Consider the following 13,863-nt stretch of genomic DNA (forward strand, 5'->3'; position numbering starts at 1 on the left):
TTCTATATTTGGTGATTTCACACATTTATTACTTAGGAAACCACCTCCTTCAATTTATCCCCTTTTTGGTCTTTTCTTTCAAGGAATGCACTCCAACCTGCAAGGATGGCAGCTATCAGTACCATAAGTGCTCCTACCCAAGAGGTGTGAATCAGTCCAATAGAGTCTGTGATAATACCACCTAAGTAGGATCCAATTGCAATTCCAGCGTTAAACGCAGCAATATTGATGGCCGACGCCATATCTACTCCAGTAGGTACAAATCGTTCTGCTAACATGACCACATACACTTGTAATCCCGGCACATTCATAAAAGCTAGAACCCCCATTAAGAAAATGGTAATCAATCCTGCTATTTTAAATGGTGCCGTAAACATCAGGATAAATAGTATCACCGCTTGTACAATAAACATGTAAAATAATGCTCTAATCGGATTGTGATTAGACAGCTTTCCACCCACCATGTTGCCAATAGCGATCGCAATACCATAAACAAGAAGAATCACAGCAACTGTTCCTTCTTTATATCCTGTTATTTCCTGTAGTATCGGTGATAGATAAGTAAAGACAACGAATGTTCCTCCATAACCTAAGGCAGTAATCATAAATAAAAGTAATAAGCGACCATTTGTTACTAATTTGAACTGATCACGAAACGTTGTACGAGTACCTTTTCGTAAACTAGATGGAATCAGGATACTATTCGCGATTAAGGCTATAACTCCGATGACAATGATGATGATAAAGGCCATTCTCCAACCAAATTGTTGTCCAATTAATGTTCCCAATGGTACACCTGTTACAGTTGCTACCGTGAGTCCTGAAAACATAATGGATATGGCACTAGCTCTTCGATTTTCCGGTACTAAATCTGCAGCGATGGTAGAGCCAATGGACATAAAAACTCCATGTGAAAAGGCAGAAATAACACGAGCAACAAGTAACACACCAATGCTTGTCGCACTAGCAGCAATACTATTGCCTATAATAAAAATAACCATAATCCAAAGTAGTAATGATTTTCGTGACATACTAGAGGTAATGGATGTTAGAATAGGTGCCCCAAATGTTACTCCTAATGCATATAAGGAAACTGTTAAGCCTGCTGTCGTAACAGATATTTGTAAATCATTCGCTATTAATGGTAATAGGCCTACACTGATAAATTCTGTTGTTCCTATTGCAAATGCACTAATAGCTAAGGCTAACAGTGCTAATGTACTTTGTTTTTTATCTAAAGGCATTTTTCTCCTCCTTAATAATTTGGTAATGTATGAACGATCTTGTTTTAAGTAAACTAAATAATAATTACATTAAAACTCAACCGATAAATGCTATTATGGTACATATGAATTAAATAGAGAAGTACGCACTTAAAAGTACTATAGGTACTTTTAAGTTCCTATGCATGAGGAGAAATTATATATGAAGAAAAAGAAATACAATATTTCAGTAGAAGCGACGCTAGAAGTGATAGGAGGAAAGTGGAAATGTGTGATTCTATGCCATTTAACACACGGTAAGAAACGAACAAGTGAATTGAAACGTCTTATGCCAGATATTACACAGAAGATGTTAACCCAACAATTACGCGAATTAGAGGTAGATGGAGTCATTAATAGAATTGTTTATAATCAAATTCCTCCAAAAGTGGAGTATGAGCTAAGTGAATATGGATGGAGCTTACAAGGTATCTTAAATTCACTATGTACATGGGGAGAAAAGCATATTATCAAAGTGTATGGCGATACATTTGATGTCCTGGAAGAGAACGTTCTAAATGAACATCTAAAATAATGAACTAGGGAATTTGAAAATATTTCTTTCTTATTCTGTATATAACAACCTATCAGAGGCTGCTGTATCAGAATTGTTACTTGCTTTGCTATCCTTCTATGGTTCAGAAGCGATCCTGATAAACATATGATTCGGAAAAATTGTGCTACCAATAGGAAAAACGTTTAGGGTTTTTAAAAAAGGCTGTTTTCTAAATGATTGTTGTTTTTGGATGGGGTAGAAGCCTGAATCAAGGAAAAAGAGCAAAAGCGGCAACTTTAATGGGTTTAAGTGACCGAAATCTGAAATGGAGACGAACCGGTCACTGTTACTTTATACTATATTTCTTAAATGAATAAGAAAAACCTCAATTAGATATATCACGGAGAACCGTACCATAAGTAAGTGCGGTTAGAGGAAAGGGACTTTTAGCAGCCTAACATAATAAGGTCGGCTTTTTATGAACTTAAAGGGATTGGACACATCCAATCCCTTTAAATGTATGCCACAGTAATACATCGCTATTAGTCACTAGATTACTCCCACCAATGCTTTAGTTCTGTGAAGTCTACATCCCATAGTTTTATGTTACCAGTAATAACTATGGTCATTTCTTTCGTCTCGTAAAATAGTGGGATTTCTAATGGCATTTCCAATGTTCCTGGTTCTGTTAAGTATTCCTCATCTATTTGAATTCTTACACCATCATCCGTATATATGGTTACTTTACCCTTAAATTCCTCAGTATCTGGAATGCCAAGGTTTAGATAAAAAATTAGCTCTTCTTTCCCTTCAACATTATAAGTATAGGTTTGGCTAGTATTCCCTTCATTACTGTACAAGTTGAATTGGGGTTCTATTGTATCGCCAGCTATAGTGAAGTGTGGAATATCTTTCATTAGTGGCTTCTTCCCCTTCGTTTCCTCGATATGCTGTAAAGGTTGTTTAGAACTTACGCGCTTATCTAAAATCTCAGAGACGCACATTACACAAACTAACAGTAGAATAGCAGCTGAGCAAGAGGCAATGAGCTTCCTACAAGTCAATTTTGATGTGAAACCAACTTTGTAGACAACATAGCCTATTATTGCACCTATTGTATTTGAAATAATATCGTCAGCATCAAAGGTTCCGAGATACATTAAAGGTTGTAGTATTTCTAATCCAAGAATTACGATAATAAACCAGCCTATAAATTTTCCAAAGTTAACTTGTTTTAATAAAGGAAACAGGATACCAAAGGGGATGAATGCCGCTATATTTCCAAAGTCGTACAACCAAGAAAACCGGAAACTAGGGAAATTTAAAGGGACGCTTGATGGAATAATTAGAAATTCATAACCTGCATCCATGTAATTACTTCTATGATCTAGGCGATTAAAATAGAAAAACATAAAATATAAAGTAAGAGCCGTATACATAATTGTAATCGTGGTAATTAAATGTTGCTTTTTCATTTACTTTCCTCCGCGTAAAATAGAATAATAAATATCATTGTAGCTGTTTAAAATGACTTTTGAGTGACAATTTAAGGTGTTCAGTGGATAACTATAAATATATTAACACTGTCTAAAGACAAAAATTGAGCTTAAAGAGGAGTTTGTCATCTCCATTATTCAGATAACAAACTCCTTTTTGATTACTTTATTTAGTGATTAGCGTAACTTAATTAAAGCTAGCAATCAGTTTTCCAGTGACCTCTCTATAGTATGGAATATATAAAAATTAAAGGTTTTGATTAAACTTTTTTCAAAAGACAAAAATTAGTCGTACTGATATATCAACGTTCTTACCATATTTTTAATCAAACTTTTTTATAAAGCTACATAATGAGATAGAAAAAGCACCCACAATTTGTGAGCGACTAAATGTTTCATTCTCCTGTTTTCATGAACGTTCGTATTTCTTCAATTCATTTTTCAAGACAATAAAAAGCACCTCCGAAGAGATGCATTAGTTCAAATAAGTATTCACGGATAGTAGCCATGTCCATTATTAGTACATTCAGGTCTAGGACCATTACTTCGTGTTCGTCTTGAGCACTTGCTCCCGTAGCAAAAGATAAACTCAATAGTAATAGAGTTCCTGTAGCTACTTACAATAATCTCTTTTTCTTTTTCATAATTTCCATCCTCCGTTTTTAGAAATTATTGTGTTACATTATACAATATTTTCTAAATACCTTTTTATTTATTAGAATTTTTAAACTTTTATAAAGGAAACTTAGAAAGTAGTCTGTAGTTTTGAAACAAAGTTGCGATGTTTTGTTAACAGGCAGACGTAATCTAGCAAAGGGGTAGCGTCAGGGAAATGCGGATTTACAACGTTAAGGAAATCCTCATATTAAAAAACCTAATTTCTCAATAAATGCTGGGAAATTAGGCTTTTTTCGTTACTACATTAAAGCGCCCTTTTATTGAATAAGAATTTTCTTCAAATATTTTTACTTCAGTAATGTATATTTCAGCAAAGGCTTTTTATAAAACGTCACTTACTTATTTGTTACCGAGTTGTTCCGCCAAACCGATTAGAAGTCCTTCGATTCCACGAATGTAGCAGAGCCGATACGAGTCCTCGTACTGAACCACTTCGCCAACGAGCTGAGCACCATACTTAGTGAGTCTGGATACCATTTCGTCAATGTCTTCAACGGTGAACATGACGCGTAGATAACCGAGGGCGTTTACAGGAGCAGTCCGGTGATCTGATATAGTAGCTGGGGTGAGAAATCGCGAAAGTTCAAGTCGGCTGTGGCCATCTGGGGTAACCATCATAGCAATCTCTACGCACTGAGAACCCAATCCGGTTACGCGACCAGCCCATTCACCTTCGACAGTGGCTCGCCCTTCGAGGTTCAAGCCAATCTCCTCGAAGAAAGAGATTGCGTCATCAAGGGATTCTACAACGATGCCGACATTGTCCATTCTTAGTAATTTGTTTTTTGCCATAGTCTTATCTCCTTATGTGTAAAAATTTATTATCTGATCATCTTCATAATTATTCTATTAAAAAGTTACAAATTCCTTCCAAACAAAAAACACCTTGTCACAGTATAGGAAAATGTGAAATTGGGTTTTGGTGTATGTCATATAACATCTTGTTAACGAACAACACTTCGTAAACCCTCTACTATTGGAATAATCGCGAACCTTATTTCGTGAATGCCATCATATTCGATACCGTAGTTGCTATTCGATAAAACAACTTCGACTTCCCCACAAAATATTCCTACCCTGTACTCCATTAAATGGCCCTTTAATGGAATAAGGAACGATTATTGTTTCTCTTTGGGGTTGCTTAGGCAACTCTTTTTTCTAATTAAACTAACGGGGCAGGTTACTGCAATAAGAAGGAGTAACCTATTCACATCTCGAATTAATTAAATGGATAAAAAAGAAAGAGGGGAAATATGTGTTTATTATTCTTGTAAAGTTTCTATTACCTGCTATTTTGTTGTTTTACCTTCTTCTTAGAATTTTAGATAAAAAAGATAGTAAATCAAAATCGACACTTGTTTTATTAATAACATCATTGGTCTTTAATACAGCATTAGCACAAAACTATAATCACAGCTTAATTCCATACCCAGAAAGGGATGGCTAGTCTGTTTCCAACTCGTTGGCATATTATGTTTTTGGTGAAGACCATTTTGGACACTGGAACTCCGATTTATTTAGGACTGGATATGAAATTTCAATCAACGTTTCGATGATATTGTTGGTTATATATATTGGTTGTTTAATATTTGAACGTAGAAAAAAAGGCAAAGAGTACATCCTTTACAATTGAATTGAAATTCCTTATTCAACTAACGGACGCTTTAGTTAAAGATCGTGGAGTTGCTTGGGCAGCTCTTTTTTCTTATTAAACTAACGGGGCAGGTTAGCAAAAGAACCGATTCATGATTATAAAAAACGTAGTTAGGTTTTATCTTAGAAAGGAATTTTAAATGGAAAGTATTTTATTATTAATTTTCGGTGTAGGATTTATTGCTTTTGGGATTAGACACAATAAAAATATTCACAAAGAAGAAGGTTTTGGTCATAGTGGTTCAATTATTCTTGAATTTATTACAAGTTGGACAGATAAATTACCATATTGGTTTACAAAAACAATTTATTTATTGATTGGGCTTGGGTGTCTGATTGGCAGTTCTCTTACATATTATTAAGGAGATTGTGAAGGATTCTACTTAAACTAACGGGTGCTTTAGTTAAAGATCATCGGGTTGTTATGCAGCCCTTTTTCTTATTAAACTAACGAGGCAGGTTAGTTGAAGAAGAATCAAGATGTAATTTAATTAAAAGGAAAAAATACACGTCAATAGGAAAGTGGTGTTCAGATGTCTCGTGCAGGGTTAGATAAGCTGAGGATTTTAGAGATATCCAAAGATAAAATAGGTAGATATGTGAAATTCAGGGCAACTCTTGCTGATGGCACATTAGATTTTCGATGCGAATTAGATGCTTTAACATATAAACACTTAAGAGAATCAGTTTCAAAAAAGTATTTTGACTCACTTGCTTCAGGTTACCAATACGATTTAATTCTTAATATTCAACAAAATCTAAATGATAATCCTGATTTACCCTTTAAAGGAAAAATAAGATGTACACAAGGCAATCGAGCAATTCAAGTAGAATTTCCTTGCTCCGAAAGATTTGCCGGAAATATAAATTGGTTTACAATGGAAGTTAAAACTACAAAAGACATTCAACATTTAGAATGGACAAGGTTTTCTTTAGATTAAAAGGACCAGTAAGAGTGTCAAATAAAGCGAAGTATTTTTGGATGATCTAGCTTTTTACAATAACCGTTAAAGAGGTGAATTTAATGAGTGAGTGTATTTATATTAATAATATTGATTCTACTCCGGAATGGAAGAAGATTTTAACTACAGTTATCGAATATAGTGATGAATTTGCAATTGTGTTTCCGAATGGTGAATATGATGCAGATAACCCTTTATTAGCAGGAATGCTTGATTTTAAAAATCTTCCTAATATCAGCGTTTCTCCTTGGCCTAATATGAAAGACAGTAGTGTCTATAGAGCGGAACTTAATGATACTTCAAGGAACTTAATTCTTAATTACACACTAAATGATACGTTTGATTCCCTTTGGAATTTCAGCTTATACAAAGGAGATTTAGAAGTCTTAAACGTAGCAGATTTCAGTGAATGCTTCATATACCCTGATCCTGAAGTGATAATGTTGGTAACCCAAAATGGTATAGATTTGAGCCGATTTGACAAATGGTAATCAGGGATTATGATTATTTTTTCTTCTTCAACTAACGGGTGCTTTAGTTGAAGAACATCGGGCTGCGTAAGCAGCTTTTTCTTATTGAACTAACGGGGCAGGTTAGTTGAACAAAAAGGTGAGAATTCATCTCTCTATTATGTCGAATTTGATTCATATTGTGAAAGAATGAGGAGGGGTTATAATTGGCTAATAAATATTGTCCTATATGTGGAGAGGAAAACGAATGTATGACAGGAAGAGTAGAACACGGTAACTGCTGGTGTGATACAGAAGGCGTATTTCCTATTGGAATCTTTGAGTTAGTTCCTACAGAGAGTATAAGGAAGAATTGTATATGTGAAAAATGTGTAAATAAATATAGGGACGAAGCGAAAATAAAGAAAGATATGTTGTGAACAATACGAAGAATTTATGCAATATAAGAAAATGTGCTTGTTTAACTAAACGGTAGCTTTAGTTGAAGAACCGGCTGCCTTTTACAGGGCAGTCTTTTTTTATGAACCTAGTTAGATACTTCCCAATCGGGATGTATGTCAACCTAGGATGTATACGTGATACAATCCAGTTGAGTAAGTGAATCGAGCTTTAACGGACGGATCATCTAGTTTCTTGTTCTACTAACGGGGCAGGTTAGTTGAATAAGGATTCTTTATTGAATAAATATATAACATTTAGGAGGATTAAATAGAGTGAAAAAAACAGCAGTGTTAATATACCCTCAATATAGTGAGTATGAGCTAAGTGTTGCATTATCCATTCTTATGCAGGGAGAGAAACCTGTCATAACTATCGGTCTAAATAATTTGCCTATTAGAGGCGAATCTGGACTAACTTGTTTAACTGATACTACAATTGATGAAGTAAACCTTGAGGAGATAGATAGTCTTTTATTAACAGGTTGTATGGATATATTAGCATTAGAAGGTAAGAAAGAAATATTTGAGTTTATAAGTCGAATAGAGAGTAAAGCAACTGTAATTGGAAGCATTTCAAGTTCTCCGTATCTTTTAGCAAATGCAGGGCTTTTAAACGGCAAAAAATATACTATTGGTATGACAGAAGAAAACCGAGAGAAGTCTGGTGTTTTTGAAAAGGAAAACTATAGTGAAGAACTTGTAGTCCAAGATGGAAAGCTGATAACTGCAAGGGGCAGAGGGTTTATAAGATTCGGGGTATGTTTTGGAAAAGCATTAAACCTGAAATTTGATGAAAATTGGTATAAGGAATAGGGTCTTCTTCAAGTAACTGGGGGCTTTATTTAAAGTACATTGGGCTTGCTTTGGTAGCTCTTTTTTCTTATTGAACTCCCATGAAAATTAATCTTATCCAACTAACGGGGCAGGTTAGTTCAATAAGCAAAATTTTTCGAAACTAATATGTCATCAAATACGTATAGTTGATGGAGGAGGAATCCCATCATGTTGTATTTATTCATTTTATTTCTAGCTACTCAATTAGGTATTTGGATTAGGTACTTTGTAAAAGGGTTTATTGAACTTTCACAATTGGGTCTTAGCTGTTTGTTTTTAGTAGCTGCGGTAGTATTTTTTATTATTGAAATTCTTCAAAGTAAAAAAGATGCACAGTTTAAACCAAAATCAGAAGATCTTTGGCAAACAAGATTAACAGAACGTTCTAAAACGACGGAAAAGAAACTTACAAAAGGCAATCAACGTATTTTTCGCTATAGGCGGTATTATCCTACTTTTTGGCAACGTTTATTTGTTGAGTTGGTAAATGCCTCCGATAAATATATCCATCTGGCTTTTTTTAATGAAACCAAGCGAGTAGAGTGGCAAGAGTATAGTAAATTTACTTCTAACAAAGTTGTTTGGAAAGTAATAGAGAATGGCATAGAAATCGCGGAAGCTCGTTATACCCCGAAGATAAAAGATAAACTAAATTTTGAGGATAAGTTAGCCATCCATATTCAAGACGAAACCTATCAATTACTATCCTATAAAGTGAGTAATCAAGTTTTGGTTTATAAAGATTCACAAAAGATTAGCGAAGCCGATTTGTCAAAATTAGTGATGGGAAATTTAGAGTTTCGCATACATGATACGAATGAAGAACTATTAGCCATGGCAATTGTGCTATTTCAATATTTACATAAAAGTGGCTGAATAGTTGAAGGTGCACATAGAAAGTACATAATAAATAGTTTTATCTGAAGCCACTACTTTACTTGATTTATGGAATTTCCGAAATGTTGGAGATTCCCTGATAGTGATAAATAATTAAAGGTAAAAGATTCTTCTTCAAATAACGGGTGCGTTAGTTAAAGATCATGGATTGCTTAGGCGGCTCTTTTTTCTTATTGAACTAACGGGGCAGGTTAGTTCAATAAGAGAAGGTGAAGTTTTATATCGTATTTGACACAAAATGCGTAACAGAAAGGGTGTTATTAATGCTTTGGAATTATAGAGTATTGAAAAAACAAATAAGTGAAAAAGAAGTTGTCTTTGATATTTGCGAGGTTTATTACAAAGATGGTGAACCTAATGGTTGGGTGTGGGATGAGAACATTCTAAAACAAGAATCATTAGAAGATTTAAAAGATGCTTTGATTGGAATACAGGAGGCTTTGAAGCAACCCGTACTTGAAATCATTGGTGATGATGAAGGATTAAGAGAGATTTAATGCGTCACATTACGACCATAATGTGTAATAAAAGAAAAAGTGCTTATTGAACTAACGGGGCAGGTTAGTTCAATAAGAGAAATTAAAAATAATGTTTAACTGAAAGTAAAACCAATAAGGGAGTAATTAATGAATGATAAAAAAACTGAACCAATTTACATTAGTTGATGTAATTGAAAGGAAAATTCATTTCACAAATACAAATACTATATACGATAAAATAGATTTTGAAGATATGAATGAAGGTGAATTGCAGGCTTATCATGAAATGTTGGCGGATGTTAAAGAAATGAATGAAAGTGAATTTGTAAGTAAGTACCTAAATATTATAAATAAACTTACTGTACAGTCCGAAAACGAAGAACTTACGGACAAGAGAGAGATAGAAAAAATGTCTGGATATAATAATGCCATAGTATCTATCTTAGAATGTATAAACCCGATTTATGAGTATGATTTAGAGGAATAGTCCATCATGTCTTATTGAACTAACGGGTGCTTTAGTTTAATAAGACTTATAAATATTAGGTACGAACACTCAGCCTTTTTGACTGGATGTTTAAACGTTCGGTATTTACATTTACTATCTTTTTTTATATTTCCATTCAAGCAATTAGCAGACATTTAGCAACACTTTTAGCGTACATATTAACAAATAACAATTAATATAGTAAGTATTAATCAATAACAAAGCCTGAATTTAGGCATTTTAAAAGAGCCCAATTCATATGCGAATTTGGGCTCTTTTTGTATGTTTAATTTAGATTTTGTACCAGATAACTGAACGGGTTAACCTCGTCCTTTTAAATGTGTTTCATTAATATAGAAACAAACTGTTCAAGTCCTTGTCGATCTTCCTCATGGAATCGATCTTTTTCCGGACTGTCGATGTCTAAAACACCAATTACTTCACCATTTTTAATCATTGGTATTACAATTTCTGATTGGGAAGCCGCATCACAAGCGATATGTCCTGGAAAAGCGTGTACATCAGGTACAACCATCGTTTCTTTCTTTGCAACTGTAGTTCCACAAACTCCTCGACCAACAGGAATTCTGACACAAGCAGGCAAACCTTGGAAAGGTCCTAAAACAAGCTCTCCTTCATCCATCATATAAAACCCAACCCAATTGATTCGATCGAAAAATTGGTTCAGTAATGCTGAAGCATTGCTTAAATTAGCCATGACATTCGACTCTCCGCTTAGTAAAGCGTCCAGTTGTTTTCCTAACATGTTGTATTGTTGTTCTGTATTCCCTGCATATGCTGCTTTTTCAAACATGAAATCACCTCTTAAAATTAGAAACTTACGAATCAGTATAAACTTTCTCATAATATTGATGCAAATCTTGGACCCTGTGTGCATCGGACCCGAACACAAGAGGAATTCCCATATCTTTTGCAGTTGTTACGTAACGTTGTGGGGGATAGGGTTCCAAACAATATTCTTTAGCCAGTCCTGCACTGTTGAGGTCCATTTCATAACGATGTTCTTTCATTAATTGTAATGTCGACATAATGAAATCATGGTCATCGACTTTGAATCCATGAGCATGTTGGAACTTATGAATTAATGTCGGATGTCCAATTCGTTTCGATTTATATTTTCCTAAATCAGCTAGTATGGAGGCCTGGAGAGTTTTGTAATAAAGCTCATAGACATATTCAATAGAACCTACTTGCCCTGAAAACTCAATAAACGATTCTGCCGAGAAATCTATACAAGTATATTTATTTTCAAAAAGCAGGAAATGGACAGATAAAATAGAATCATCTAAGGTAGGACCAATTTCATTGAGCATCCGAGCAGTTGCTTTTTCGTATCCTTCAATATAATCGAACTCAAGACCAATGTTGATCGAGATATCGGAAGCGTATTGTTTTTTTAATTGGCGCAGTTTGTTTATATAAGGTTCAAGTGAGTTTACATCTAGGAAACTATCCCTAGTAGGGACAGTATCAATAAATCCTTCAGGAGCAGGTGCATGTTCTGTGAATGAGATATCGGTAAAGCCGTTCTTTATCGCTTTTTCTATATATAATTCAAATTCATCTTTCGTTCCATGGGGGCAAAAAGGACTGTGAATATGCGCATCTCTTTTCATTAATATAGGCACCTCCAACGTGTAAATCGGACATTTTACATAATTTCGGCAAAATTCTTCGATTTTCGGCAACATTATCGATTGTTTCATGGTAGTATTACATATATAAACTGGCATAGACCGTGATTTTGGAACAGGGGGCTTACGATGACTAAGTATATCATCATTGCAATCATCGTACTAATTGCATTAATTGTAGTCGGATTTATGATCCGTCGTAAACATAACAGTGAAATTGAAAGACTTGAACATGAAAAACATCAAATTCAAAACAAACCGATATTAGAAGAAATGACAAAAGTTAAGCAGCTAAATATGAATGGTCAAACGGAAGAATTGTTTGAAAGCTGGCGAAACAGTTGGACGCAAGTTATGGATGTCCATATGCCGAAAATCGATTCATTGCTGTTTGATGCTGAAGATAGTATTGATAAATTCCGTTTCAAACGTGCTACAGCGATAGAAAAAGAAATTCAAGAACGTATTCAGCAAAGTGATGAACAAATGTCCCGAATTTTAAAAGAGCTTGAGCAACTGATTGGAAGCGAAGAGAAAAACCGAGTGGAAATGGATAGCTTGAAAGAGCAGTATCGTGCAGCACGTAAAACTTTACTCGCGCATCAACATTCTTTCGGAGCGGCGGCTGTACCACTTGAGAAGAAATTGGAGCAATTCGGTCCTCAATTTGAAGAATATGATCGACTAACTGAAAACGGCAACTATTTGCAAGCACGTGAAATTGTCATTGGACTGGATCAGGAAGCCCAGCATGTATTTAACTTATTGCAAGATATTCCTTCGCTGTTAACGGACGTACAAAACAAGATTCCCTCAAGTATTCATGATCTCCGTAGTGGACAACGTGAAATGGAAGAACAATCCTATTATTTAGAGCATCTTGAAATGACGGATCAATTGGACAAATTGGATGACGAATTGGTACAAATGAAAGAATCAATCATTCAGCTTGAGATTGAAGACGTGAAAATTCGTGTTGAGCAAATGAAGGATGAAATTGAAGCGTTCTATGACATGCTGGAAAAAGAAGTAATGGCAAAACGTTATGTTGATAAACATCGTCACCCTACTGAGCGTCGATTGGCTGAAGTTACGACCATCACACGTCAAACAAGTGATGAAGCTGCATATGTTCAACAAAGTTATCGTTTACCAGAGAAAGAAGCAGAAATTCCTCTTGTGTGTCTGAAGCAAATCGAAACCTTGCAAAAACGTTATGATTTACTCGCACATCGTGCAAGTGAAGATCAATTAGCTTATTCAAGCCTTCAGGATGAACTTACACTGATTTCGACTGATTTGGAAAGCTTATATGAAGAGCAAGATCGTTTCTCTAATAGCCTGAAAAATTTACGTATTGATGAAAACCGGGCTCGAACTAATTTAGATGAACTGAAGCGTTTGCTGCATGAAACCGACCGTATGGTACATAAAGCGAATATGCCGGGGATTCCTGAAGAAATGGATGTTCGTTTGGAAGAAGCCGAAGAACATATTTACTTGGTGATGCAAAGCTTGCAAGAAGTACCACTGAATATGAAATTGGTAGACAATTATTTGGCAAAAGCGGATAAATGTATCCATGAAGTACATGCTAAATCAAAAGAAATGCTTGAAAATGTATTGTTGATTGAACGTATCATTCAATACGGCAACCGTTATCGTGCGAGTCATCCACGGATGAATCAGCGTTTATTGGAGGCTGAAGCGGCATTCCGTCAGCTTCGATATTCCAAAGCGCTTGAAGAAGCAGCTACTGCTGTAGAAGAAGTGGAACCGGGTGCGATGAAGCGAATTGAAGTTCTTGTCAAAGAGGACGCGTGGCGTTCATAACAAGAAAAGCGTAAAGCACTACTTTAGCCTGACATATGCGATGGAAGAACCAAGAAAAAGCCTGCATTTGCTTAGGTAGGAAGGCATCCTGTGGGCCTAAGCTGAGGTGCGGGCTATTGCTTGAAGCTAGACATTAAAGAATATCAGTATGGTATACTTTTATGTAATAAGGGCAATTGAAACCACCGCACATCACGTGCTGGTGGTTTTCTAATGAAAAG

The 13,863-nt window shown here is 35.2% G+C and carries 15 protein-coding genes; 10 read left to right on the forward strand and 5 right to left on the reverse strand.

The annotated features are described in order from the left end of the window. Positions 1 to 32 precede the first annotated feature (32 nt). Positions 33 to 1,244, reverse strand: a complete 1,212-nt coding sequence (locus tag HMPREF1210_RS00510) for an MFS transporter (protein ID WP_016426621.1) — start codon at positions 1,242 to 1,244, stop codon at positions 33 to 35. Between the two features lie 181 nt (positions 1,245 to 1,425). Between HMPREF1210_RS00510 and HMPREF1210_RS00515 the strand changes: the two genes are divergently transcribed. After that, a complete protein-coding gene (locus tag HMPREF1210_RS00515) occupies positions 1,426 to 1,797 on the forward strand; it encodes a helix-turn-helix domain-containing protein (protein WP_016426622.1) in 372 nt (123 codons plus the stop codon). Between the two features lie 515 nt (positions 1,798 to 2,312). On the opposite strand, the gene HMPREF1210_RS00520 is transcribed toward HMPREF1210_RS00515, so the two are convergent. Both HMPREF1210_RS00520 and HMPREF1210_RS00525 read right to left on the reverse strand, forming a co-directional pair. Then, positions 2,313 to 3,233: a VanZ family protein gene (locus tag HMPREF1210_RS00520; RefSeq protein ID WP_016426623.1), complete on the reverse strand. Its 921-nt coding sequence runs from the start codon at positions 3,231 to 3,233 to the stop codon at positions 2,313 to 2,315. Between the two features lie 1,038 nt (positions 3,234 to 4,271). Beyond that, positions 4,272 to 4,724 carry a VOC family protein gene (locus tag HMPREF1210_RS00525; protein ID WP_016426625.1) on the reverse strand — a complete coding sequence of 151 codons (453 nt, stop codon included), beginning with the start codon at positions 4,722 to 4,724 and terminating at the stop codon, positions 4,272 to 4,274. 1,001 nt (positions 4,725 to 5,725) lie between these two features. Here HMPREF1210_RS00525 and HMPREF1210_RS00535 point away from each other — a divergent pair. From HMPREF1210_RS00535 to HMPREF1210_RS00570, 8 genes are all read left to right on the forward strand, one after another. Then, complete coding sequence (locus tag HMPREF1210_RS00535) at positions 5,726 to 5,947, forward strand: hypothetical protein (protein ID WP_016426627.1); 222 nt, start codon at positions 5,726 to 5,728, stop codon at positions 5,945 to 5,947. A gap of 171 nt (positions 5,948 to 6,118) precedes the next feature. Beyond that, the gene (locus tag HMPREF1210_RS00540; protein ID WP_016426628.1) at positions 6,119 to 6,526 is read left to right on the forward strand and encodes a hypothetical protein; all 408 of its coding nucleotides are present in this window, start codon (positions 6,119 to 6,121) and stop codon (positions 6,524 to 6,526) included. An 83-nt stretch (positions 6,527 to 6,609) separates the two neighbouring features. Further along, a complete protein-coding gene (locus HMPREF1210_RS00545) occupies positions 6,610 to 7,038 on the forward strand; it encodes a hypothetical protein (protein WP_016426629.1) in 429 nt (142 codons plus the stop codon). Between the two features lie 185 nt (positions 7,039 to 7,223). Continuing rightward, positions 7,224 to 7,436, forward strand: coding sequence for a cysteine-rich CWC family protein (locus tag HMPREF1210_RS00550; protein WP_016426630.1), 213 nt, complete (start codon positions 7,224 to 7,226; stop codon positions 7,434 to 7,436). 294 nt (positions 7,437 to 7,730) lie between these two features. Next, a complete protein-coding gene (locus HMPREF1210_RS00555) occupies positions 7,731 to 8,270 on the forward strand; it encodes a DJ-1/PfpI family protein (protein ID WP_016426631.1) in 540 nt (179 codons plus the stop codon). Between the two features lie 189 nt (positions 8,271 to 8,459). Beyond that, positions 8,460 to 9,167 (forward strand): hypothetical protein, encoded by a 708-nt coding sequence (locus HMPREF1210_RS00560; RefSeq protein WP_016426632.1) that lies wholly within the window; start codon positions 8,460 to 8,462, stop codon positions 9,165 to 9,167. Positions 9,168 to 9,451: 284 nt separating this feature from the next. After that, positions 9,452 to 9,685 carry a hypothetical protein gene (locus HMPREF1210_RS00565; protein WP_016426633.1) on the forward strand — a complete coding sequence of 78 codons (234 nt, stop codon included), beginning with the start codon at positions 9,452 to 9,454 and terminating at the stop codon, positions 9,683 to 9,685. Positions 9,686 to 9,818: 133 nt separating this feature from the next. Continuing rightward, positions 9,819 to 10,154 carry a hypothetical protein gene (locus HMPREF1210_RS00570; RefSeq protein WP_016426634.1) on the forward strand — a complete coding sequence of 112 codons (336 nt, stop codon included), beginning with the start codon at positions 9,819 to 9,821 and terminating at the stop codon, positions 10,152 to 10,154. 334 nt (positions 10,155 to 10,488) lie between these two features. Here HMPREF1210_RS00570 and HMPREF1210_RS00575 read toward each other — a convergent pair whose 3' ends face one another. Both HMPREF1210_RS00575 and hisJ read right to left on the reverse strand, forming a co-directional pair. Continuing rightward, complete coding sequence (locus HMPREF1210_RS00575) at positions 10,489 to 10,968, reverse strand: GAF domain-containing protein (RefSeq protein WP_016426635.1); 480 nt, start codon at positions 10,966 to 10,968, stop codon at positions 10,489 to 10,491. 25 nt (positions 10,969 to 10,993) lie between these two features. Continuing rightward, complete coding sequence (gene hisJ, locus HMPREF1210_RS00580) at positions 10,994 to 11,791, reverse strand: histidinol-phosphatase HisJ (protein ID WP_016426636.1); 798 nt, start codon at positions 11,789 to 11,791, stop codon at positions 10,994 to 10,996. A gap of 147 nt (positions 11,792 to 11,938) precedes the next feature. Here hisJ and ezrA point away from each other — a divergent pair, with 147 nt between their 5' ends. Then, positions 11,939 to 13,642 carry a septation ring formation regulator EzrA gene (ezrA, locus tag HMPREF1210_RS00585; protein WP_016426637.1) on the forward strand — a complete coding sequence of 568 codons (1,704 nt, stop codon included), beginning with the start codon at positions 11,939 to 11,941 and terminating at the stop codon, positions 13,640 to 13,642. Positions 13,643 to 13,863: the final 221 nt, after the last annotated feature.

The organism is Paenisporosarcina sp. HGH0030 (assembly GCF_000411295.1).
GTDB lineage: Bacteria > Bacillota > Bacilli > Bacillales_A > Planococcaceae > Paenisporosarcina.

Coding starts and splice junctions, on each gene's coding strand:
- HMPREF1210_RS00510 (WP_016426621.1), bottom strand. CDS start 1,244: ATGCCTTTAGATAAAAAACAAAGTACATTAGCACTGTTAGCCTTAGCT.
- HMPREF1210_RS00515 (WP_016426622.1), top strand. CDS start 1,426: ATGAAGAAAAAGAAATACAATATTTCAGTAGAAGCGACGCTAGAAGTG.
- HMPREF1210_RS00520 (WP_016426623.1), bottom strand. CDS start 3,233: ATGAAAAAGCAACATTTAATTACCACGATTACAATTATGTATACGGCT.
- HMPREF1210_RS00525 (WP_016426625.1), bottom strand. CDS start 4,724: ATGGCAAAAAACAAATTACTAAGAATGGACAATGTCGGCATCGTTGTA.
- HMPREF1210_RS00535 (WP_016426627.1), top strand. CDS start 5,726: ATGGAAAGTATTTTATTATTAATTTTCGGTGTAGGATTTATTGCTTTT.
- HMPREF1210_RS00540 (WP_016426628.1), top strand. CDS start 6,119: ATGTCTCGTGCAGGGTTAGATAAGCTGAGGATTTTAGAGATATCCAAA.
- HMPREF1210_RS00545 (WP_016426629.1), top strand. CDS start 6,610: ATGAGTGAGTGTATTTATATTAATAATATTGATTCTACTCCGGAATGG.
- HMPREF1210_RS00560 (WP_016426632.1), top strand. CDS start 8,460: ATGTTGTATTTATTCATTTTATTTCTAGCTACTCAATTAGGTATTTGG.
- HMPREF1210_RS00565 (WP_016426633.1), top strand. CDS start 9,452: ATGCTTTGGAATTATAGAGTATTGAAAAAACAAATAAGTGAAAAAGAA.
- HMPREF1210_RS00570 (WP_016426634.1), top strand. CDS start 9,819: ATGATAAAAAAACTGAACCAATTTACATTAGTTGATGTAATTGAAAGG.
- HMPREF1210_RS00575 (WP_016426635.1), bottom strand. CDS start 10,968: ATGTTTGAAAAAGCAGCATATGCAGGGAATACAGAACAACAATACAAC.
- hisJ (WP_016426636.1), bottom strand. CDS start 11,791: ATGAAAAGAGATGCGCATATTCACAGTCCTTTTTGCCCCCATGGAACG.
- ezrA (WP_016426637.1), top strand. CDS start 11,939: ATGACTAAGTATATCATCATTGCAATCATCGTACTAATTGCATTAATT.